General features: G+C 74.7%; 20 protein-coding genes and 2 tRNA genes. 12 read left to right on the forward strand and 10 right to left on the reverse strand.

What is annotated here, in order from left to right:
• Positions 1 to 35 precede the first annotated feature (35 nt).
• Complete coding sequence (locus CBZ_RS16030) at positions 36 to 842, reverse strand: DUF1206 domain-containing protein (protein ID WP_130782496.1); 807 nt, start codon at positions 840 to 842, stop codon at positions 36 to 38.
• 129 nt (positions 843 to 971) lie between these two features.
• Between CBZ_RS16030 and CBZ_RS16035 the strand changes: the two genes are divergently transcribed.
• The 5 genes from CBZ_RS16035 to CBZ_RS16055 all read left to right on the forward strand — a co-directional run bounded on the left by CBZ_RS16035 (position 972) and on the right by CBZ_RS16055 (position 5,260).
• A tRNA-Ile gene (locus CBZ_RS16035) sits at positions 972 to 1,045 on the forward strand.
• 128 nt (positions 1,046 to 1,173) lie between these two features.
• A complete protein-coding gene (locus tag CBZ_RS16040) occupies positions 1,174 to 1,683 on the forward strand; it encodes a hypothetical protein (RefSeq protein WP_130782497.1) in 510 nt (169 codons plus the stop codon).
• A gap of 80 nt (positions 1,684 to 1,763) precedes the next feature.
• Positions 1,764 to 1,836, forward strand: a tRNA-Asn gene (locus CBZ_RS16045).
• Positions 1,837 to 2,190: 354 nt separating this feature from the next.
• Positions 2,191 to 4,821: a SpoIIE family protein phosphatase gene (locus tag CBZ_RS16050; RefSeq protein ID WP_130782498.1), complete on the forward strand. Its 2,631-nt coding sequence runs from the start codon at positions 2,191 to 2,193 to the stop codon at positions 4,819 to 4,821.
• Complete coding sequence (locus CBZ_RS16055) at positions 4,814 to 5,260, forward strand: ATP-binding protein (RefSeq protein WP_130782499.1); 447 nt, start codon at positions 4,814 to 4,816, stop codon at positions 5,258 to 5,260. Before CBZ_RS16050 ends, CBZ_RS16055 begins: the two co-directional genes overlap by 8 nt.
• A 179-nt stretch (positions 5,261 to 5,439) precedes the next feature.
• On the opposite strand, the gene CBZ_RS16060 is transcribed toward CBZ_RS16055, so the two are convergent.
• Positions 5,440 to 5,880: an Hsp20/alpha crystallin family protein gene (locus CBZ_RS16060; protein WP_130782500.1), complete on the reverse strand. Its 441-nt coding sequence runs from the start codon at positions 5,878 to 5,880 to the stop codon at positions 5,440 to 5,442.
• 493 nt (positions 5,881 to 6,373) lie between these two features.
• Here CBZ_RS16060 and CBZ_RS16065 point away from each other — a divergent pair, with 493 nt between their 5' ends.
• Positions 6,374 to 7,330 (forward strand): manganese catalase family protein, encoded by a 957-nt coding sequence (locus tag CBZ_RS16065; protein WP_130782501.1) that lies wholly within the window; start codon positions 6,374 to 6,376, stop codon positions 7,328 to 7,330.
• Between the two features lie 96 nt (positions 7,331 to 7,426).
• Here CBZ_RS16065 and CBZ_RS16070 read toward each other — a convergent pair whose 3' ends face one another.
• Entirely contained in the window at positions 7,427 to 8,143 is a 717-nt protein-coding gene (locus CBZ_RS16070) for a cation efflux transmembrane domain-containing protein (protein WP_130782513.1), read from the reverse strand.
• On the reverse strand, positions 8,140 to 8,472 hold the full coding sequence (locus CBZ_RS16075; protein WP_130782502.1) for an ArsR/SmtB family transcription factor: 333 nt from the start codon (positions 8,470 to 8,472) through the stop codon (positions 8,140 to 8,142). The genes CBZ_RS16070 and CBZ_RS16075 overlap by 4 nt, the downstream gene beginning before the upstream one ends.
• A 213-nt stretch (positions 8,473 to 8,685) precedes the next feature.
• Between CBZ_RS16075 and CBZ_RS16080 the strand changes: the two genes are divergently transcribed.
• On the forward strand, positions 8,686 to 9,408 hold the full coding sequence (locus tag CBZ_RS16080) for a GNAT family N-acetyltransferase (protein WP_165446814.1): 723 nt from the start codon (positions 8,686 to 8,688) through the stop codon (positions 9,406 to 9,408).
• Between the two features lie 36 nt (positions 9,409 to 9,444).
• Here the strand turns inward: CBZ_RS16080 and CBZ_RS16085 are convergent, their stop codons facing one another.
• Positions 9,445 to 10,005, reverse strand: coding sequence for a hypothetical protein (locus CBZ_RS16085; RefSeq protein ID WP_130782503.1), 561 nt, complete (start codon positions 10,003 to 10,005; stop codon positions 9,445 to 9,447).
• 46 nt (positions 10,006 to 10,051) lie between these two features.
• Positions 10,052 to 12,379: an alpha-L-arabinofuranosidase family protein gene (locus CBZ_RS16090; RefSeq protein ID WP_130782504.1), complete on the reverse strand. Its 2,328-nt coding sequence runs from the start codon at positions 12,377 to 12,379 to the stop codon at positions 10,052 to 10,054.
• 147 nt (positions 12,380 to 12,526) lie between these two features.
• On the opposite strand from CBZ_RS16090, the gene CBZ_RS16095 reads away from it, so the two are divergent.
• Genes CBZ_RS16095 through CBZ_RS16115 form a run of 5 tightly spaced genes read left to right on the forward strand, consistent with a single transcriptional unit; the run spans position 12,527 to position 18,981 of the window.
• A complete protein-coding gene (locus CBZ_RS16095) occupies positions 12,527 to 13,933 on the forward strand; it encodes a cytochrome ubiquinol oxidase subunit I (RefSeq protein WP_130782505.1) in 1,407 nt (468 codons plus the stop codon).
• 15 nt (positions 13,934 to 13,948) lie between these two features.
• The gene (cydB, locus tag CBZ_RS16100) at positions 13,949 to 15,004 is read left to right on the forward strand and encodes a cytochrome d ubiquinol oxidase subunit II (protein WP_130782506.1); all 1,056 of its coding nucleotides are present in this window, start codon (positions 13,949 to 13,951) and stop codon (positions 15,002 to 15,004) included.
• The gene (locus tag CBZ_RS16105; protein WP_130782507.1) at positions 15,001 to 15,768 is read left to right on the forward strand and encodes a glucose 1-dehydrogenase; all 768 of its coding nucleotides are present in this window, start codon (positions 15,001 to 15,003) and stop codon (positions 15,766 to 15,768) included. Before cydB ends, CBZ_RS16105 begins: the two co-directional genes overlap by 4 nt.
• A gap of 43 nt (positions 15,769 to 15,811) precedes the next feature.
• Complete coding sequence (locus tag CBZ_RS16110) at positions 15,812 to 17,680, forward strand: glycoside hydrolase family 15 protein (protein ID WP_218022797.1); 1,869 nt, start codon at positions 15,812 to 15,814, stop codon at positions 17,678 to 17,680.
• On the forward strand, positions 17,677 to 18,981 hold the full coding sequence (locus CBZ_RS16115; protein ID WP_130782509.1) for an NAD(P)/FAD-dependent oxidoreductase: 1,305 nt from the start codon (positions 17,677 to 17,679) through the stop codon (positions 18,979 to 18,981). The genes CBZ_RS16110 and CBZ_RS16115 overlap by 4 nt, the downstream gene beginning before the upstream one ends.
• 18 nt (positions 18,982 to 18,999) lie before the next feature.
• On the opposite strand, the gene CBZ_RS16120 is transcribed toward CBZ_RS16115, so the two are convergent.
• The 4 genes from CBZ_RS16120 to CBZ_RS21030 all read right to left on the reverse strand — a co-directional run.
• Positions 19,000 to 19,764, reverse strand: coding sequence for a GNAT family N-acetyltransferase (locus CBZ_RS16120; RefSeq protein ID WP_130782510.1), 765 nt, complete (start codon positions 19,762 to 19,764; stop codon positions 19,000 to 19,002).
• Between the two features lie 2 nt (positions 19,765 to 19,766).
• Entirely contained in the window at positions 19,767 to 20,393 is a 627-nt protein-coding gene (locus tag CBZ_RS16125) for a hypothetical protein (protein WP_130782511.1), read from the reverse strand.
• Between the two features lie 123 nt (positions 20,394 to 20,516).
• Complete coding sequence (locus CBZ_RS16130) at positions 20,517 to 21,245, reverse strand: response regulator (RefSeq protein WP_130782512.1); 729 nt, start codon at positions 21,243 to 21,245, stop codon at positions 20,517 to 20,519.
• Positions 21,242 to 21,517, reverse strand: a 276-nt coding sequence (locus tag CBZ_RS21030; RefSeq protein WP_373862189.1) for an ATP-binding protein, incomplete at its 5' end; no start/stop codon positions are given. The genes CBZ_RS16130 and CBZ_RS21030, both read right to left, overlap by 4 nt.

A 21,517-nucleotide genomic window follows, 5' to 3' on the forward strand; every position in this document is an offset into this window, starting at 1 on the left:
ACTCCGCACCTGCCGGGCGTGGCAAACGGGTGAAATCACAACCGCCCGTAGCGGGCCCGGGCAAACGCATACCCGCCGTACGCCACGAAGCCCAGCGCGACGACCGCGAGCAGCACCACACCGCCCGGCTGGTCGCGCAGCGTGTGCAGCGCCTGGTCGAGCCCGCCGGCCGCCGCCGGGTCCGCCTTGACCGCTGCGACCGTGAAGAGCACGCCGACGATGCCGAGCGCGACACCCTTGAGCACGTAGCCCCACACGCCGAGCCGCTCGACGACCCGTCCCGCGGTGCCCGACGGCAGCCGGTGCAGGTCGGCGAGGAACTTCTTCTTCGCACCCTTGACCACGTGGTAGATCCCGACGCCCACGACCGCCAGGCCGACGAGGCCCACCAGCAGGCGCCCGCCCGACGCCGACATCAGGCGCGCCGTGAGGTCGGCGGTCTGCTGCTCGCTCGACGCGCCACCACCGCGCGCGAACGCGAACGCGGTCACCGCGAGCGCCAGGTACACCGCTGCACGCCCGGCGGCCTTGGCGCGCCACGCCGCCCGCCCGGACCCGGCCGCACCGCCGCCGGACGTGGGAGGCGCACCCTTGACAGCCTTGACGACCTCCCACACTCCGAGCGCGACGAACGCCAGGACGGCGAACCACAGCACCGCCCCGCCGAAGGGCGTCGAGGCGATCGTCCCGAACGCCCCCGACTGGTCGGCCTGCTGCCCGCCGCCGCCGAAGGCGACCTGCAGGGCCAGGACCCCGATGAGGACGTGCAGGACCCCGCTCACCGCGTACCCGCTGCGTGCCGCCAGCTCCCAGCCGTGCTCCGCGTTCCGCGTCGTGCTCATCGCGACCTCACCACCCCGTCTTCCCCCCGCTCGTCACCGTCGTCGTCGCGCAGGATCGTGGCAGCGAACGCCCGGCCCCGCGACCGGAGCGGACGGCCGGGAAGGGTGCCGTAGCCTGGGCTCGCCTCGGGGGCAGTAGCTCAGCCGGTCAGAGCAGCGGACTCATAATCCGTGGGTCGTGGGTTCAAGCCCCACCTGCCCCACCGTGATCCCGTCCCGCGCGAGCACCCGCGCCGTCACGGTCGCGTCGGCGTCGTCGTCGGCCCCGGCGGCACGCCGCCGCGAGCAGCGTCGTTCCGGGCCACCGAGCGCACGCGGGTACCGTGGGCCGGTGCCCCTCACCCGTCGACGCCGGCTGCCCGCGGCCGACCGCGCCCGCCTCGACCTGCGCCCCGGCGACAAGGTCCTCGTGGAGGTCCGGCTGGCCGACGGCCGCTGGGCGGTCGCGACGCGACGGGCGCTGCACCTGCTGGAGGACGAGCAGGTCGCACGCGTGCCGTGGAGCGACGTCGACCGCGGGTCGCTCGACCCCGCGACGCGCGTGCTCACCGTGACCTGGGTGTGGGGCGCGTCCTCACGGCTCCCGTTCGAGCAGGACTCGACGTCGGTCGCGTTCGCCCAGACCTTCCGCGAGCGCGTCCAGCAGTCCGTCGTGCACGCCGTGCCGGTGACCGTCCCGGGCGGGGCGCGCGTGCGGCTCGCGCTGCGCCGTGACGAGGACGGCGAGATCTTCACGCAGGTGCTCGGCGACGGGACCGTGGACGTCGACGACCCGGCCGTGTCAGCCGCGCTGGACGTCGCCGAGGCGGAGATCCGGGACGCGGTCGGCCTCCCCCGCTGACCCCGACCGCGGCACCCTCCGGGCGGCCGCCGGGGCGTCCGGAGCACCCCCGGGCGGCTGCTAGAGTTTCTGCCGCACGATCCCTCGTAGCTCAATTGGCAGAGCATCCGACTGTTAATCGGACGGTTACTGGTTCGAGTCCAGTCGAGGGAGCAGACACCGAAGGCCCCCGACCCGCACACGCGGGACCGGGGGCCTTCGTGCTGAGATCGAGTCTCGCCCGAGGGCACCCGTCAGAACCGGAACGGGCTCGAGATCCCACCGCAGCGGCACCCCGCGGACGTCGGACTGGGCGGGCATGAGCGCCGCCTGGTAGCACCCGACGCACCGACGGACGGTCGGCACCGCGGACCGCACCACGCCCCTCGACGCGACGAGGTCCCGGACGGCACGGGCAGCGGGCCGGGCGGGTGGCAGGACGGTGGCCCTCCCCCTCCCGACGTGCGCGAAGGCCCGCCACAGCGCAGTCTCGTCCCCGAGACGGTGCGACCCGACGGGAGAGACTCGATGCACGACCCGGGAGGGCGCTGGGACGACAGGGCGGACGACGGGCGGACGGTGCTGGGGACGACGCACGACGGCGGGCGCACCGCGGCGGCACGTCGGCTCCTCCAGGCGCACCACCAGGCCGGGCTGCACCCGCTGGTGGTGCTGGCGACCGAGCTGCTCGGGACGCCGTCGGCGGAGATCTCGCTGCTGACGGACGTCCGCGTCGTCGTGGGGGCGGTCGCGGCGCTGCCCGGGCCGGCGGGGACGCGGACGAGCCTCGAGGAGACGCTCTGCGCGCAGGTCGTGGCCGCGGGCGCGCCCCTGGTCGTCGAGGACGCGACGGCCGATCCGCGCGTCGACGCCGTGCGCGGGCCGGTCGCGGAGGTCGGCGCGTACCTCGGCGTCCCGCTGGTCGACGGTGCGGGGCAGGTCGTGGGGGCGATGTGCGTCTACCAGCCGGGCCCGCGCGTGTGGACCGAGGACGAGGTGGCGACGCTCGAGCGGCTCGCCGACGCCGCGGTCCGGCAGCTCGAGGTCACGCTGCTCGACCAGGACCTGCGGGTCGCGGACCGGCTCGCGATGCTCGACGCCGCCGCGCAGGCCGCCGGGGTCGGCACGTTCCGCTGGCACCTGCCGAGCGGCGACCTGCACTGGGACGCGTCGCTGCTCGACGCGTTCGGGTACGACGAGGACTCCTTCGGCGGGACGATCGCGGCGTTCGACGCGCGCGTGCACCCGCAGGACCTGCCGCACGTCACGGAGGCCCTCGACACGGCCATCGCGACCGTCGGGGTGTACGAGGCGGAGTTCCGCGTCGTCCGGCCGGACGGGACGGTCGTGTGGCTCGCCGCCCGCGGGCGCGCGCTCGCAGGGCCGTCCGGGGAGACCGAGCAGGTGATCGGCGTCGCGACCGACACGACCGCGCTGCGCGCCCACGAGGAGCGCGTCCAGCAGATCCTCGAGACGATGACGGTCGGCTACTTCTGGCTCGGTCCCGACTGGCGGTTCGGGTACGTCAACGCCGAGGCGGAGCGCATCCTGCAGCGCCCTCGCGCCGAGCTCGTCGGCGGCGACATCTGGCACCTGTTCCCCGCCGCCGTCGGCACGAACTTCGAGGAGTCGTACCGCGCGGTCGTCCGCACCGGCCGGCCGCTGGTGTTCGACGCGTACTACCCGGCACCGCTGGACGCGTGGTTCGAGGTCCGGGCCGTCGCCGAGCGCGGCGGCGTCTCGGTGTACTTCACCGACATCACCGAGCGTCGCCAGGCGCTCGCCCTCGCGGAGCAGGCCCGCACGCGCGCCGACATGCTCGCCGCTGTCGCCGGCACGCTCGTCGACACGCTCGACCCCCTGCAGGCGCTGCAGGGGGTGCTCCCCCACGTCGTGCCCGCGCTCGCGGACTACGCGATCGCGAGCCTGCTCGACGACGGGAGCGCCGGGTGGCGGGAGCGGCTGCACGACGTCGCGGCCCTGCACGCCGACCCGGACCAGCAGCCCACGCTCGACGCGTACCGCGCGGCCCGGGCCGCGGCGCTGACCGACGAGTCCCTCGTGGCCCGCGTGCTCGCCCGCGGGACGCAGGCCATGCGCACCGGGCTCCCGGCGCCCGGCGAGGTCGTCGCGCCCGGGACCGCGCAGGACCTGCGCGACGCCCTCGCGCCCGCGTCCGTCGTCGTCCTGCCGCTGCGCGGGCGCGGTCGGGTCCGCGGTCTGCTCACGCTCGTGCGCGGGGCGGGCCGTGAGCCGTTCACCCCCGCGGACCACACGGTCCTGCGCACGCTCAAGACGCAGGTCGCCCTCGCGCTCGACAACGCGCAGCTGCACGCCGCGCGCCGCGCGCTCGCCGAGGAGCTGCAGGACAGCCTCCTGACCGACCTGCCCGAGCCCGAGCACCTGCAGCTGGTCGCGCGCTACGTCCCGGCGGCGACGACGGCACGGATCGGGGGCGACTGGTACGACGCGTTCGTCGTCAGGGACGGCACGACGTGCCTCGTCATCGGCGACGTCACCGGGCACGACCTGCGGGCGGCGGTCGAGATGGCGCAGCTCCGCAACGTCCTGCGCGGCGGCGCGCACGCCGTCGTGCAGCCGCCCGCCGCGATCCTGTCGTCGTTCGACTGGGCCGTGCACGACCTCGGCATCGGTGCGACCTGCACGGGCGTCCTCGCCAAGGTCGAGCAGCCCTCGGATCTCGCGGCCCGAGGACGGCACCGGCTGCGGTGGTCGAACGCGGGCCACCCGCCGCCGCTGCTCGTGCGCGCGGACGGGCGCGTCGAGCTGCTGCGCCGCCCAGCCGACCTGCTGCTCGGGATGCGTCGGGACACCGTGCGCCACGACCACACGGTCGACCTGGCGCCCGGCTCGACCGTCCTGCTGTACACCGACGGTCTCGTCGAGCGCCGGGGCGAGTCGCTCGCGGTCGGTCTGGAGCGGTTGCGGACCACGGTGGAAGGGATCGCGCACCTGCCCCTCGACGAGCTGTGCGACCGGCTGGTGGCCGACCTGGCGGCGGACAGCCTGGACGACGTCGCGCTGCTCGCGGTCCGCACCCGGCCCGAGGACGCCCGCCCGGCGGAGGCCGCACCACCGCGCACCGGCCGCACGGCCGGGGAGCGCGCCGCCGCCCACGCACCGCAGCACGATGGGTGATCCCCGCGGCGGCGCGGACGCGCACGTCCGACGGTCCCGGGCGCCCGTCCGGTTCCGGCCCGTGGCGCGCTGGGAGCTGTCCGCGGCGACCCACCTCGCCCCGCTGCGCCGGGACGTCCGGAGCGCGATCGCGGGTGCCGCCTCGGGCGGCGCGCCCGCGCGCCGGCTGGTCGACGACGTCGCGCTGGTCGCGACCGAGCTCGCGACGAACGCCCTGCGGCACGTGGGCCCGCCGGCGGTCGTCGAGCTGCGCGAGCACCGGGGCGCGTTCCTCGTCGACGTCGCCGACGGCGCCCCGACCCGCCCTCCGGTGGTGGCCGGGCGTCGGGACACGGGCGCCGGGGGGTTCGGGCTGATGATCACGGGCGAGCTCGCGGACGCCGTCGGCTGGTACGCGACCCGGACGACGAAGCACGTCTGGGCGGTCCTTCTCGCGTGACGCGGCCGGCCCGCGTCGTGCGGTGCCGGCCGCGTCTCGGCCGCGTGCACGCCGGGTGCTCGTGGCGTGCCGGCCCGTGCGCAGGACGGCGGGGGCGCGGGGCGGCTCGCCCGCACAGGGCGTCCCGCCGGGCCCGGGGCGACGCTCTCGCTGCCGCGCACGCCCCCGCCGTCGAGGTGTCAGGTGGTCGCGTCGGCCTCGGCGGTGATCTGCGTGACGTCGCCCGCGTGCTGGACGTCGATGCGCCGCGGCTTGGCGTCCTCGGCGACGGGGATCGTCAGCGTCAGCACGCCGTCGGCATAGGTGGCCGAGACGGCGTCGAGCGCGAGCCCGCGGCCGAGCGTGAGCTGCCGGGCGTAGGTGCCGGCGGGCCGCTCCTTGGCGAGCCACTGGACGTCCTGGTCCGTGCGTGCGCTGCGCTGGGCACGGATCGTCAGGATGCGGTCCTCGACGTTGACGTCGATGGTCCCCGGGTCGGCGCCGGGGAGGTCGACGTGCAGCACGTAGTGGTCGCCCGAGCGGTACAGGTCCATCGGCATGGTGGCCGACGCGCGCTCGGCGCCGAGCACCTGTCCGAACAGCCGGTCGATCTCGAGGAACGGGTCGAAACGGGTAGCCACTGCCCCTCACCTCCTCCAGGTGGGGCGCCGGACCGTCCGGGCCCCGGGTGCGTGTCCGACCTGCGTCGGACGGGCTACACGCACAGAATTAGCACTCTCGCCCGCCGAGTGCCAGCCCTCGGCGGGGCGTGTTCACTCTGAGCGAACACGCGGTCGGGCCAGCCGCGCGCCGGCGCAGAACGGCCTGTCGGCCACCACCAGTGGCGGCACCACCGCACCGGGCCTAGCGTCCAAGGCAACCGGTCGCCACCGTCGACCGGAGGACCGTCCCGGGGGCAGGACACGTCGTCGGCGGCGGGACAGGTGCGGGCACAGGAGCCCAGCACCGGCGAGAGGACACCCGCGCAGCCAGGCGGCGGGAGCCCACCGCGGACGACGCGCGACAGAAGGCCGCGCCCCAGCCGACCCGCTCGACCGGCGTGCCCACGCGTCGTCGGACCGGTCGGCGCGCCCGCTCCGCAGCACCGTCAACGACCGTCCGACGAGGAGCGCCATGTACCTGCACGTGCAGCGACTGATCAACGAGATCGAGGCCGACGAGCCGGACCCGGCCGCCGCCAACGCCCTGCAGGAAGGGCTCGGGGGTCAGTTCGGCGAGATGCGGACGATGATGCAGTACCTGTTCCAGAGCATCAACTTCCGCGGGCCCAAGGGGAAGCCGTACCGCGACCTGCTGCAGGGGATCGGGACCGAGGAGATCAGCCACGTCGAGCTCATCGGCACGACCATCGCCCGCCTGCTCGACGGCTCGCCCCGGTACAACGGCAAGCCCACCGACCCGCTCGACACGCCCGGCGCCGGTGGGGACACCCCGCTGCGGCTCGCGCTCGACCAGAGCAACATCCACCACTACCTCGTGGCGGCGCAGGGGGCGCTGCCGGTGGACGCCGCGGGCAACCCGTGGAGCGGCTCGTACGTCTACAACTCCGGCAACCTCGTCCTCGACCTGCTCTACAACCTCATGCTCGAGTCGACGGGCCGGCTGCAGAAGTGCCGCATCTACGAGATGACCGACAACAGGACGGCCCGGTCGACGATCGCCTACCTCATCGTCCGCGACCAGGCGCACGAGAACGCGTACGCGCGGGCGCTGGAGACCCTCGGGGTCGACTGGGGCAAGGTGCTGCCCATCCCGAAGACGAACGCGGAGAGGTTCCCCGAGGTCAAGAAGCTGCTCGACGTCGGGCTGCAGAGCAAGCAGTACAGCTTCGACCTCACCGCGGCGTCCGAGGCGGGGAGGATCTTCCAGGGCATGTCGCCGTCGAAGGACGGCACGCAGCTCGACGCGACCGAGCAGGCCCCCGCCGGCGTCGCGTCGACGATCGCCGAGGAGCGGTTCGAGGAGTTCTCCCCCGGCCTCGACCCCGACCTGCTCGCCCTCATCCAGGCGACCGCCGACCTGGAGATGGACGCGGTGCAGCCGCTGTACGGGCCGCTTCCCGCCGGATGACCCCCGCCCGGTGACGACGACCGGGGCCGACCCGACCGTTGCGGCGCCCCCGCAGCCTCCGGTCGGCCCCGCGTGCGTCGTGCGCGCGTCCCGCCGTCAGTCGCGGTCGCAGCAGCCGTCGTCGCAGCCGTCGCCGTCGGAGCCTTCGGCGCCCCGGCCGTCGCCGACGAGGAGGGCGACCGGCGTGCAGCACGCGTCGCCCCGCCACGCCTCGATCCCCTCCCGGACCGCGAAGCCCGCGATGACGACGGCCGCGACCGGGTCGGCCCACCACCAGCCGAGCGCGCTGTTCGCGACGAGCCCGACGAGCAGCACGGCGGAGAGGTAGGAGCAGACGAGCGTCTGCCGCGAGTCGGCGACGGCCGACGCCGACCCGAGCTCGCGGCCGGTGCGCCGCTCGAACCACGACAGCCCCGGCATGACCGCGAGGCTGACCGCGGCCAGGACGATCCCGACGCTCGAGTGGTCGGGCTCGGCGCCCGTGACGAGCGTGCGGACGGCGTCGGACGTGACGAGGGCCGCGAGGGCGAAGAACGAGACGGCGATCGCCCGCAGGGCGGTGCGCTCGCGAGCCCGCGGGTCGGGGGCGGCGAACTGCCACGCCACGGCGGCGGCGGACAGCACCTCGACGACGGAGTCGAGGCCGAACCCGACGAGCGCGGACGACGAGGCCGCACGGCCGGCGACGAGCGCGACGACCGCCTCCGCGACGTTGTATGCGATCGTCGCGGCGACCACCCCGCGGATGCGGCGCTGCAGGACCGCCCGCCGCGCGGGGTCCTGGGGGCGGGGGCCGATCGCCAGGGCGCTCATGCGCAGGTGCAGTCCGGTCCGCAGCACGCCGGGTCGACCGCGAGGACCAGGCCGAGCAGGTCGTCGAGCGCGGGCGCGAGGCGCGGGTCGGCCAGGCGGTACCAGGTGCGCCGCCCGTCGGGCTCCCCCGTGACGAGCCCGCAGCCGCGCAGGCACGCGAGCTGGTTCGACATGACCTGGCGGGAGACGCCGAGCGCGTCGGCGAGGTCCGACGGGGTGGCGGGGGCCGTGCGCAGGGCGAGCAGGACCCGGGTGCGGGTCTCGTCCGACAGGGCGTGCCCGAGCCGGGCGAGGGCGCTGGTGTGGGTGAGGGTCGCCGTCGTGGGCATACGCTCGACGGTACACGCGTTGCTGTACTGAGGACGAGGACCGACGGCCGGCGGTCTCACGACGCGGGACGAGCGTCGCCGGACGGCGACAACCGGCGCGACGTCGCCTAGCGTCCGTCGCCCGACCCCGGACGTCCCCGTCCTGGACCGAGCGGCACCGCACCCGAGCGGTACCGAGGCGACACCGAGACCGAGCGAGACGAGCGGAGCACCGTGACCATCGAGTCCCCCAGCGCAGGACGCGTCGACGAGCGCGTGCTCGACAACGCCGCCTGGCACTCGCTCGTCGGGCGGCACGCCGCGCTCGCCGAGGGCAACGACCTCGTCCGCCGGTTCCCCGCCGACGTCTCCCCGTTCGCCGCCGTGCGGTCGTGGGACGACCCCGACGTGTGGGACGCGATCGTCGACGTCGTCGGACCCGGCGGCCAGTTCCCGTTCTCGGGCGACGACCCGACCCTGCCGCCCGGCTGGGAGGTCGAGTGGCGCGGCGCCGGCGTCCAGCTCGTCGAGACCGACGACCTGACGACGGCCGCCGACGACGAGGCTGTCGTCCTGGGCGCCCGGGACGTGCCGGAGATGCTCGACCTCGTCGCCCGCACCCAGCCCGGCCCGTTCCTCCCGCGCACGCACGAGCTCGGGCGGTACGTCGGCATCCGCCGCGAGGGGCGCCTCGTCGCGATGGCCGGCGAGCGCCTCCAGCCCGACGGCTGGACCGAGATCAGCGCCGTCTGCACCGACGCCGAGCACCGCGGCCAGGGCCTGGCGGCACGCCTCGTGCTCGACGTGGCGCACCACGTCCGCCTGCGCGGGGACCGGGCGCTGCTGCACGCGGCGGAGACGAACACCCCCGCGATCCGCATCTACGAGCGGCTCGGCTTCCGGCTGCGCCGGCGGTCGACGTTCGGGTCGCTGCGGGCCCCCGGCCGCGACGCCTGAGCCTGCGCGCGAGTCGGGCCGGGACCCCGCGCGTCGTCAGCCGGTCGGGGCGGCCCAGGCGATCGGCCCCGCCTCGTCCGACGACGGCCGCGGCTCCACGGTGACGGTCCCGGCCCCACCGAGGTCGACCGGCACGGGCGCCGACTGGTCGACCGAGCTCGGCACCTGCACGACGCTCGTCGTCGGCACGAAGTCCATCGTGCAGGGCCCGTCCGGGAGCGGCACGAACGCGACCGTCACGGTCCCGCCCGACTCCGTCGCGTCGGGCTCCGTCAGCAGCGGGCACGTGCTCGACCCGAACGTCACGACGTAGAGCAGCCCGTCGGCGGCGGTCCACCCGGCGCCCGGCGACCCGCTGTCGTCGGGCGGCACCGCACCGGACGGCACCCCCAGGCCCACCGCTCCGGCCGCGGGGACGACGTCGTCGACGGCCGCGGGTGGACCCTCCGACGCGGACGGGGTGGGTGACGACGTCTCCGGCGCGGACGACTCCGCCGCCGGGGTGTCGTCACCGGACGCGCACGCGACCATCGTCGTCGTCAGGACGACCACGGCGGCGGCGAGCACAGGAACACGGACGAACCAGGCATCCCCCATGGTGCGGAGCCTAGGGGTCCGGGCGGATCGCGCCACCGGAACGCCGTCAGGCCGCAGGACCTCTTAGGACGGCCACCGCGAACGACCACGGCGGCAGCGGCACGTCGACGGCGCCCGCTCCCCCGCGCACGGACGTCCGGACCGGGGCGACGGGTGACGCCTCGAACGGCGCGCCGTCGTCAGGACCGGCACCGGCGAGGGTCGTGACGCTGCCGGTCACGTCGCCGCCGCCGGGCAGCACCACGGTGGCCCGCCGGGCGTCGTCGGTCGCGTTGACGAGCCGCACGACGTGCTCGGTGCCGCCGTCGGCCCCGGGGCGCGACGCTGCGCCGGCGAGCACGCGGTGCTCCGGGCGCAGGTCCTGGACGTAGTCGTGCCGCAGGTCCCCGTCGACCCAGACGCGCACGCGCGCGCCGTCGAGCTCGATGCGCACCGGCAGGTGCTCGCCCGTGCGCAGGCTGCGCCACGGCAGCGGCGGTGCGTCCTCGACGGCGATGCCGTCGTCGTACCGGTTGACCACGGTCTCCTTGCCGGTCCAGTTCGGCGCGACGAGCTCGACGAAGCTGCCGGGGCCGGTCGCACCGAGCTGGACGACGAGCCCCGTCGTCCCCGCGGTGCGGGTCGCCGTGAGCTCGAGGACGGCCGACGTCGGGTCGACCGCGCCGAGGACGACCGGCTCGCCGTCGGACGTCGTGGTCGCGTCGGCCAGCGCGACGCCGTCGAGGACGACGTCGGTGAACGCGAACTCCGCGCCGGGCGACAGCACCCGGACCGTGCCGCTCGTCGGGACGGCGACGGGCAGCGGGTCGGCGCCGGTGAGCGTGACCTCGCGCAGCGCCGTGCCGCGCTCGTCCGCGAACAGCTGCTGCACGTAGTAGGACGCCGAGGGCAGCACACGGTCCGCGTCGAAGTACACGAGGTCCGGCACCCACTGCGTGCCGCCGACGCGCGCGAGCAGCGGCGCGTACGACGCGAGCCGCACGACGTCGCTGTTGCGCTCCATGCCGACCATGTACGCCGCCTCCGCGAGCGCGGAGCGCACGGTGCTCGTCTTCGCGGCGTACTCGCCGAAGTACACCCCCGGGGCGGCGCGGTCGTACGCGGCGTACCGGTCGACGTTCTGGTGGAACCAGCGCGGGTTGCGGTAGGCGTGCTCGTCGACGACCGCGACCCGGCGCTCGCGGGCGAACGCCCAGCCCGCCTCGAAGTCGGGCCCGTCGGGCGCGGGTCCGACCGTGCCGACGACGACGACCTCGGGGTGGGCGGCGCGCAGCGCGTCCTCGATGCGGGCGTAGCGGGCGCGGAAGTCGTCGGTGATCGCGTCCTCGTTGCCGACGCCGAGGTAGCGCAGGCCGAACGGCTCCGGGTGGCCCAGGGCCGCGCGACGAGCGCCCCACGGCGTGTCGACCGGACCGTTCGCGAACTCGACGAGGTCGAGGACGTCCTGGACGTAGGCGTCCATCTCGTCGTCGGGCAGCGCGACCGGTCCGCCGCGCGTGTTCTGGCAGCAGACGCCGGCCGGGACGACGGGCAGCGGCGTCGCACCGACGGCCTCGCAGAGCTCGAACAGCTCGAGGTACCCGATCTGCCGGGACTGGTGGTAGCCCCAGAGGTTCGGCAGGTGCTCGCGCTCGTGCCGTGGTCCGACGGTCGACTTCCAGTGGTACATGTTCCCCAGGCCCAGGCCGTGCGCGACGCACCCGCCCGGGAAGCGCAGGAAGCTCGGGTGCAGGTCGCGGAGCACGGCGAGCAGGTCGGGGCGGAACGTCAGGGGGCGGCCGTCGTCGCCGAGCGGGCGCAGCGAGAGGACGTCGAGCTCGACGGTCAGGCCGTCGGGGACGTCGATCCGCAGCAGCCCGCGGCCGTCGGCCGTGCCCGGCAGGTCGGCCTCGAGCCGGTGCCAGCCCCGGTCCGGGACCTCGAGCGTCGCCGCGGCGAGCGTCGTGCCGTCCGCGGCGACGACGCTCGCGCCCAGGTCGCCCGCGCCGAACACGCGCCACGACCACAGGCTCAGCCGGTGCGTCCCGCCGTCGGCGACCCCGACGCCGTCCCAGCCGTCGTTCGTCAGGCTCACGGGCCCGACGGCCCGCACGTACACGGGGTTGCGCGGGTGCAGCGGGTCCTCGCCGCGGACCTGCACCGACCCGGTGCCCTCGACGGTCCAGCCGGTCAGCGCGTGCCAGCCCGCGTGGTCGAGCCCGGTGAACTGGAAGTCGCCGTTGCGGACCGCCTCGGCGTTGAGGCCCCCGTCGAGGCTCGTGTTGATGTCCTCGAAGAACAGCCCCCACAGGTCGGGCGCCACCTCGACGCCGGTGGGCGGTCCGATCTCGACGCGCAGGTCGACGGGCTTCGGCGAAGTGGGGTGGGACGTCACCGCACGACCCTAGCCGGGGCCGCCCGACCTACCCGTACCGGGTGATGCCAGCACCCGCGGGCGGGTGGAGGTTCGACGACGAGCCACCGTCCGCACGCCCCCTCGGGCGCGCCACCGACTGCGTCCTCGAGAAGCGTGGGAGCACGGGTGTCCGACCTCGACCTGGCGCGGCTGCAGTTCGCGTCGACGAGCATCTACCACTTCCTGTTCGTGCCGGTCACGATCGGGCTGGCGTTCCTCGTCGCAGTGCTGCACACCCTGTGGTTCCGGTCCGGGAACCCCGAGCACCGGCGGCTCGCACGGTTCTTCGGCACGCTGCTGCTGGTCAACGTCGCGGTCGGGGTCGTGACGGGGCTCATCCAGGAGTTCCAGTTCGGCATGAACTGGTCGGCGTACTCGCGGTTCGTCGGAGACGTCTTCGGCGCACCGCTCGCGATGGAGGGCCTCGCCGCGTTCTTCCTGGAGTCGACGTTCCTCGGGCTGTGGGTGTTCGGCTGGAACGTGCTGCCTCGGCGCGTGCACCTCCTCACGGTCTGGCTCGTCGCAGCCGGGGCCGCGGGCTCGGCGGCGTTCATCATGGCCGCGAACTCGTGGATGCAGCACCCGGTCGGGTACACCGTCGACGCGACGACCGGGCGGCCACAGCTGTCGTCCATCGGCGCCGTCATGACCAACCCCGTGTTCGTGTGGGGCTACGCGCACGTGATCCTCGCGTCGCTCGTCACCGGCGCCTTCCTCATGCTGGGCGTCTCCGCCTGGTACCTGCGCCGGCGGCAGCACGTCGAGCTCTTCACGCGGTCGGCGAAGGTCTCGCTCGCCGTGCTGATCCCCTCGACGGTGCTGGCGCTCGGCGTCGGCAGCCAGCTCGGGATCGTCGAGGCGACGTACCAGCCCATGAAGATCGCCGCCGCCGAGGCGCAGTGGGAGACGTGCGGGCCGTGCTCGTTCTCGGCGTTCCAGGTCGGCGGCGGGAACGAGGACCAGGACCCGACGAAGATCGTCGAGATCCCGCACCTGCTCTCGCTGCTCGCGACCGGCACGCTCGACGGCGAGGTCCAGGGGCTCAACGAGCTCAACGCCCAGTACCAGCAGGAGTACGGCCCCGGGAACTACGTCCCGAACGTCTTCATCCAGTACTGGTCGATGCGCGTCATGGCGTACCTCGGCTCCGCTGCGGCCGTCTTCGGGCTGTGGGGCGGCTGGGTGCTGTGGCGGCGGCGCCTGCCCGAGGCCCGCGTGTTCCTGTGGGTCGCGACGTGGGCGGTCGTGACCCCGTTCGTCATGAACACCGCCGGCTGGATGCTCACCGAGAACGGCCGCCAGCCGTGGCTCGTGCAGGGGCTCATGACCACCGCGGACGGCGTCTCGCCGTCGGTCACGACCGGCGAGCTCGTCACGAGCCTCGTCGTCTACTACACGGCGTTCGCGCTGCTGGGCGCCGTGAACGTCTTCCTCATGCTGCGGTTCGCGCGCCGCGGGCTCGAGCTCGAGCCCGACGAGCCCGCGCCCGCAGACGACGACGCCGGCCCGCGCGTGCCGGCGCTCACCTTCTGACGACGGGGACGTGCCGTGACGCTGCCGACGCTGTGGTTCCTCATCGTGGCCTTCCTCTGGACGGGCTTCTTCGTGCTCGAGGGGTTCGACTTCGGGGTCGGGATGCTGCACAAGGTCGTCGGGCGCACCGACACCGAGCAGCGCGTCGCGATCAACGCGATCGGGCCGTTCTGGGACGGCAACGAGGTGTGGCTCGTCGTCGGCGGCGCGGCGATCTTCGCCGCCTTCCCCGGCTGGTACGCGACCTGGTTCTCCGCGATGTACCTGGCCCTCGTGCTGCTGCTCGTCGCGCTCATGGCGCGCGGCGTCTCGTTCGAGTTCCGCGGGCACGTCGACGCGCACCGGTGGCGGCAGACGTGGTCGTGGTGCCTCGCGGTCGGCAGCCTGCTGAGCCCCCTGCTGCTCGGGGTCGCGCTGGGCAACCTGCTCGCGGGGCTTCCCGTCGGGTCCGACGAGGAGTTCACCGGCACGGTCGCGGACCTCGTCACCGGGTACGGGCTGCTCGTCGGCGTCACGCTCGTCGCCCTGTGCGTGCTGCACGGCGCGACGTTCCTCGCGCTGCGCACCGACGGGCCGGTCCGCGAACGGTCGCACCGCGTGGCCGCCGCGGTCGTGCTGCCCACGGCCCTCCTGCTGCTCGGCTTCGCGGCGTGGACGCCGACGCTGTCCGACGCGCCCGTCGTCCGCAGCGTGCTCCCGCCGCTCGTGGCCCTCGCGGCCGTGCTCGCCGCCGGCCTGCTGGTGCGTGCCCGGCGCGAGGGCTGGGCGTTCGGCGCGACGGCCGTCGCGATCGGCCTCACCGTCGTGTCGCTGTTCGCCAACCTCTACCCCGACGTCCTCGTGTCCAGCACCGACCCCGCCGACTCGCTCACGGTCGACGGCACCGCCTCGGGCACCTACGCCCTGCAGGTCATGTCGGTCGTCGCCCTCGTGCTCGTCCCCGTCGTCCTGCTCTACCAGGGCTGGACCTATCACGTCTTCCGCCGACGGGTCTCCGGCCCGCCCGCGGACGCAGCACCGGACCCGGCCCCGGGCCCGCCCGCACCCCTCGACGAAGGAGCTGTCAGATGAGCCTGCACGGCAAGGTGGCGGTCGTCACCGGCGGCAACAGCGGCATCGGCAAGGCGGTCGTCCTCGCGCTCGCGCAGGCCGGCGCCAACGTCGTCATCGACTACGTGGCCCACCCCGAGGCGACCGAGGAGCTCGAGCGGCAGGTGCACGCGCTCGGCGACCGGGCGCTCGGCGTCCAGGCGGACGTCAGCAAGGTCGCCGACCTCGAGCGGCTCGTCGCGACGACCGTCGAGACGTTCGGGCACCTCGACGTCATGGTGAACAACGCCGGCATCGAGACCCGCACCTCGGTCCTCGACACCACCGAGGAGCAGTACGAGCGGGTCATGGCGATCAACCTCAAGAGCGCGTTCTTCGGCACGCAGATCGCCGCGCGGCAGATGATCGCGCAGGGCACGGGCGGCCGGATCATCAACATGACGTCCGTGCACGAGGACTGGCCCATGCCGGGGAACACCCCGTACTGCCTGTCCAAGGGCGGCATGCGGATGCTCACCCGGACCGCGGGCGTCGAGCTCGGCCCGCACGGCGTGCAGGTCGTCGGCGTCGGACCGGGCGCGGTCGCGACCCCGATCAACACCGCGACGATGGCCGACCCGGAGAAGATGCGCGTGCTCGACGCCGCGATCCCGCTGGGCCGCATGGCCGAGCCGCAGGAGATCGCGAGCCTCGTCGCGTTCCTCGCCGACGAGGGCGCGTCCTACCTCACCGCCACGACGGTCTTCGCCGACGGCGGCATCATGCACAGCAGCCCGGGGCTGTGACGCGGCCGTGGCCGTGCTCGACGGACCCCACCAGGAGGAACCCGTGGAACCGCACAACCCGACGTCGCCCTTCCCGCCCATCGCCGAGTACGCCTTCCTGTCCGACTGCCACACGGGGGCGCTCGTCGCCCCGGACGGCTCGGTCGACTGGCTGTGCGTGCCCCGGTTCGACAGCCCGAGCGTGTTCGGCAGCCTGCTCGACCGCGAGGCCGGGTACTTCCGGTTCGCCCCGTACGGGATCAACGTGCCGACGTCGCGCGCGTACGAGCCGGGGACGAACGTCATGGTCACGACGTGGCACACCCCGAGCGGGTGGGTCGAGGTCCGCGACGCGCTGACGATGGCGCCGCGCACGGGCGTCGACCAGGTCACCCCGCACACGCGTCCCCCGGCCGACGACGACGCCGAGCACCTGCTGGTGCGGACCGCGACCTGCATCGACGGGTCCGTGCGGATGGAGCTCGTCTGCGAGCCCGCGTTCGACTACGGCCGCGCGCGGGTGCCCTGGACGCTCGCCGAGACGGGGGCGCACGTCGCCGACGTCACCCATGGAGACGTGTCCGTGCGGCTGAGCACCGACCTGGCCCTCGGCGCCGAGGGCGACGCGGTGCGGGCGCGGCACGTCCTGCAGGCCGGCGAGACGGCGTACTGCGCGCTGTCGTGGAGCGCCTCGCTCGACGGACCCGCCGACGCCGAGGACGCCGCCGCGCGCGTCGCCGCGACCGTGCGGTTCTGGCGGCGGTGGCTCGGACGCGCCCGCATGCCCGACCACCGGCTGCGGCCCTTCGTCGAGCGGTCCGCGCTGACGATCAAGGGGCTGACGTACATGCCGACGGGCGCGACCGTCGCCGCGCTGACGACCGGCCTGCCCGAGACGCCGGGCGGCGAGCGGAACTGGGACTACCGGTACACGTGGGTGCGCGACTCGACGTTCACGCTGCAGGCGCTGCACTACCTGCTGCTCGACTGGGAGGCGGACGAGTTCATGCAGTTCGTCGCCGACGTCGAGCCGACCGAGGACGGGTCGCTGCAGATCATGTACGGCATCGACGGCCGACGGGACCTCACCGAGACGACCCGCGACGACCTGTCCGGGTACCAGGGCGCGCGGCCCGTGCGCATCGGCAACGGCGCGTTCGACCAGCGGCAGAACGACGTGTTCGGCGCCGTGCTCGACTCGATCCTGCTGCACACGCGCCGCAGCGAGCGGCTGCCCGCACGCCTGTGGCCCATCGTCGAGTCGCAGGCCGCGTGCGCCGCGGCGGTGTGGCGCGAGCCCGACCAGGGCATCTGGGAGGCCCGCGGCAAGCCGCAGCACTACGTGTCGTCGAAGATCATGTGCTGGGTCGCGATGGACCGGGCCGCGCAGCTCGCGGGCATCCGCGGCGAGCCCGCGCTGCAGTCGAGGTGGGGCGGGATCGCCGACGAGATCAAGGCCGACATCCTCGAGCACGGCGTGAGCGACCGCGGCGTCCTGCGCCAGCACTACGACACCGACGCGCTCGACGCGTCGAACCTGCTCGCCGCGCACTTCGGCCTGCTCGACGCGACCGACGAGCGCCTGCACGCGTCCGTCCTGGCGATCGCCGACGAGCTCTCCGAGAACGGGTTCGTGCTGCGCTACCGCACCGACGAGACCGACGACGGCATGTCCGGCAAGGAGGGCACGTTCGTCATCTGCTCGTTCTGGCTGGTCTCCGCGCTCATGGTCGTCGGCGAGGAGCAGCGCGCACTCGACTTGATGGAGCGCCTGCTGCGCATCGCGTCCCCGTTCGGGCTGTACGCCGAGGAGTACGAGGTGGACGCCGCGCGGCACCTCGGCAACTTCCCGCAGGCGTTCTCGCACCTCGCGCTCATCGAGGCGTCGGCCCGGATCGTCCTCGCCGAGCGCCGCCAGGAGATGTCGCTGTGAGCGCCGACGTCCTGGTCCTCGGCGGCGGGCTCGCGGGCGTCGCCGCGGCGCAGGTCCTCGGCGACGCGGGGGTGCGCACGACGCTCGTCGACCGGGCCGACTACCACCAGTTCCAGCCGCTGCTCTACCAGGTCGCCACGTCCCAGCTGCCCGCCGAGGACGTCGCCCGCCCGCTGCGGACGATCTTCGCGGACGTGCCCGAGGTCGACGTCGTCGTGCAGGGCGTCGCCTCGGCGTCGCTCGCCGACCGCACCCTCGTCCTCGACGACGGCCGCAGACTCACCGCCGAGCACGTCGTCGTCGCCGCCGGGGCGCGACCGAACTTCTTCGGGGTGCCGGGCGCCGCCGAGCACGCGTTCCCGCTGTACTCCGTCGCCGACGCCGAGCGTCTGCGCCGCCACCACCGCGCGCTCGTCGCCGAGGCGGTGCGGACCGGCCGGTTCGCACCCGCCGACCTGGACATCGTCGTCGTCGGGGGCGGCCCGACGGGCGTGGAGGTGTCCGGGGCCATCGCCGAGCTCGCGACCGCGCTGCGGCAGTCCGACCGCCTCCCGACCGCCGGCACCGTGCACCTGGTCGACCGCGGTGCGGCCGTCCTCGCGCCGTTCTCGCCGAAGGCCCAGGCGTACGCGCACCGCCGCCTCGAGGAGGTCGGGGTCGACCTGCGGCTCGGCACCGGCGTCGCCGCCGTCCGGCCCGACGGCGTCGACCTCACCGACGGCACCACGCTGGCGACCCGGACCGTCGTGTGGGCGGGCGGCGAGTCCGGCTCCGCGATCGTCCAGCAGGCAGGACCGACGCCCGGGCGCGGCGGCCGGCTCGACGTCCGAGCCGACCTGGGCGTCGACGGCTTCCCCGGCGTGTGGGCCGTCGGCGACGTCGCCAACATCCCGTCCGGCCCCGGGCCCGATGCGCCGACGCTCCCCCAGCTCGGCTCCGTCGCGCAGCAGTCCGGGCGCTGGGCCGGCCACAACGTCCTGCGGGCCTCCCGCGGCGAGGACCTGCAGCCGTTCCGGTACAAGGACAAGGGCATCATGGCGATGATCGGCCGCAACGCGGCCGTCGCCGAGGTCGGCGCGCACCGGCACGAGGTCGACGGGCCGATCGCCTTCGCCGCGTGGCTCGGTGTGCACGCGATGCTGCTGTCCGGCGTGCACAGCCGCACCGACGCGTTCCTGTCGTGGGCGTGGGACTACTTCGACCGCGACCACGCGGCGACCGTCGAGTCGCACGACGCACCCCGGCGGATCGCCTGGGGCGACGACAGCGACGACGTGCCGCACATCGACCTCGGCGGCTGACCGGCCGTGCTCGGCCCGTCAGCCCTCGGTGACGTCGGCTGCGGTGTGCACAGTGTCGTCGGTGCCGTCGGCGCCGTCGACGTCGACGACGTCGAGACGGTCGAGGGGCCACAGGCGCAGCGTCGGGGCCTCGCACCGTTCGAGGATCGGCCGCAGGTCCGGGTCCTGCGGCGAGACGGTGCCCTCCGACGCCGCGAAGTACTCCGTGAGGAAGTCGCCGACGAGCCGCCCCGGCACCGCCTCGGGCAGCGGGTCGTCGCCCTGCGGCAACGCGATGAGCAGCAGGTGCCGGACGCGCCGGGCTCCGTCGTGCAGCGCGGGCTGCACGTACGGCAGCGGCAGCAGCCGGCACCCGAGCCGCGCCCAGAACCGCACGCGCGCGACCGGGTCGTCGTCCGCCGACACCGCGAAGTGACGCGGGTCCTCGATCTCGCCCAGCACGAGGCCGCTGTCGGACTGCGCCCGCGCGGCAGCCAGCAGCCGCGGACCGAGCCCGCGGCCACGCATCGACGCGTCGACGACCAGGTAGCCGACGAGCCGGACCGCGCCGCCGACGAACGGCTCGTGCACGACGCCGCCGACGATCCGCTCCCCGTCGAGCGCGAGCACGCCGTCCGCGCCTGTCGCGAGCGTGGCGCGCAGGTCGTCGAGCGACTCCAGCTCGTCGGGCGGGAAGGTCGACCGGAGCAGCCCCGCGTGGAAGTCGCGGACCAGGTCGTCGGGTGCGCCGGCCAGCCGGACGAACGTGAGGTCGCCGCCGGGTCGCGTCGCGGTGCCGGCCATCGTCAGGACCCGTGCCCCGTCCGGTCGCCCGGCCGCACGTCCGCGGGCGGCGGCGCCGCCGGCTCGGGCCGCGACACGGCCGCGTCTGCGGCCGCCGGTTCGGGTGCGGGATCCGGCGTGGACGCACCCCACAGCCGGCGCAGCCACCGGACGGCCTGGATCGTGCGCGCGTCGACCTTGCCGTTGGCCTCCGCCCACATGAGCTCGTCGAGCGCCGGGTACCAGTCCTGGCCGCTGCGCTCGCCGTACATGCGGCTCAGCACCGGTGACGTGCCGAGCATGTCCAGCACGAACCGCCCCCAGGACCCCCGGTCCACGCGTGAGTACGTCCGGCGGATGTCCCAGATGCACTCGAAGCAGTCGAGCATGAGCTCGGCGAGCGCCTCGACCTGGGCCTGCCTGTCGGCGGACTCGCCGGCCGCATCGACGCCGCCGTAGAAGTACTGACGCAGCTCCGGCTTCTCGACGAACACGTGGTCGATGTCGAGCGTGAGGTCGGTCGCGCTCCGGTACGTCGTGATCCGGGCCGTGTGGTGGGCGTTGCGCCACGACAGCACCAGCGACGTGACGGACGCCAGGAGCGCCAGGGCGGCGATGGTCTCGGTCGACCCGAAGGTGAAGTTCGTCATCGCCACGCCTCCGCCAGGGAGCCCGACCCACGTCCTCCCATCATGGCGCGCGCCCCGACCCCTGGCCATGACCGCACCTCGTGCACACCGTCGACTCGGCGCGACGCCGGTCGGCCGTCCCCCTCACCGGGCGGCGGCGTCCCCCGGCGCGTCCGCCGCCACGTCGCCGGCCGGGCGGACGAGGCCCGCGTCGTACGCCGCGACGACGAGCTGGACGCGCGTCGACAGGCCGAGCTTCGTGAGCATCGAGCGGACGTGGCTCTTGACCGTCGCCTCGGTGAGCGACAGCGTCGCAGCGACCTCGGCGTTGGTCGCACCCGTCGCGACGCGCAGCAGGACGTCGCGCTCGCGCGGCGTCACCCGGTCCAGCACCCGGCGGGCAGCCGGACCGGCGGTGCGGGACCGGGTCGCGTCCGCCGCCTCGGCCAGGTGCACGTAGCGCGCGACGACGTCCCGCGTGACCGCCGGGTCGAGCAGCGAGTCGCCCGCGTGCACGCGACGGATCGCGGCGACGAGCTCGGCGGGGTCGGCGTCCTTGAGCAGGAACCCGTCGGCCCCCGCCCGCAGCGACGCGACGACGTACTCCTCGTCGTGGAACGTCGTCAGGACGATCGTGCGCGTGGCGAGCGTCGGGTCGGCGACGAGCGCCGCGACGGCGTCGATGCCGTTGCCGTCGGGCATCCGGACGTCCATGAGGACCACGTCGGGACGCACCGCCCGGACGACCTGCACGGCCTGCGTGCCCGTGCCCGCCTCGCCGACGACCTCCATGTCGTCCTCGTGCTCGACGATCATGCGCAGCCCGAGGCGGATCGTGGGCTGGTCGTCGACCACGACCACGCGGACCGTCATCGTGCCGCCTCCGGCCGGGCCGCGACGGGGAGCGTCGCCCGCACGGCCCACCCGCCGCCGACCTGCGGTCCGACCACGACGGTGCCGCCGCACGCCCGGGCCCGCTCGCGCATGTGGGCCAGGCCGTGGCCGCCCGGCCGGGCGGCGTCGTCCGCGCGCGGCGGTCCGGGGTCGCGCACCGTGAGGTGCAGGTGGGTGCCGGTGTCCTCGACGCGGACGTCGACGTGGGCGGCGTGGGAGTGCAGCAGCACGTTGGTGAGGGCCTCCTGGGC

This window comes from Cellulomonas biazotea, from assembly GCF_004306155.1.
Lineage (GTDB): Bacteria > Actinomycetota > Actinomycetes > Actinomycetales > Cellulomonadaceae > Cellulomonas > Cellulomonas biazotea.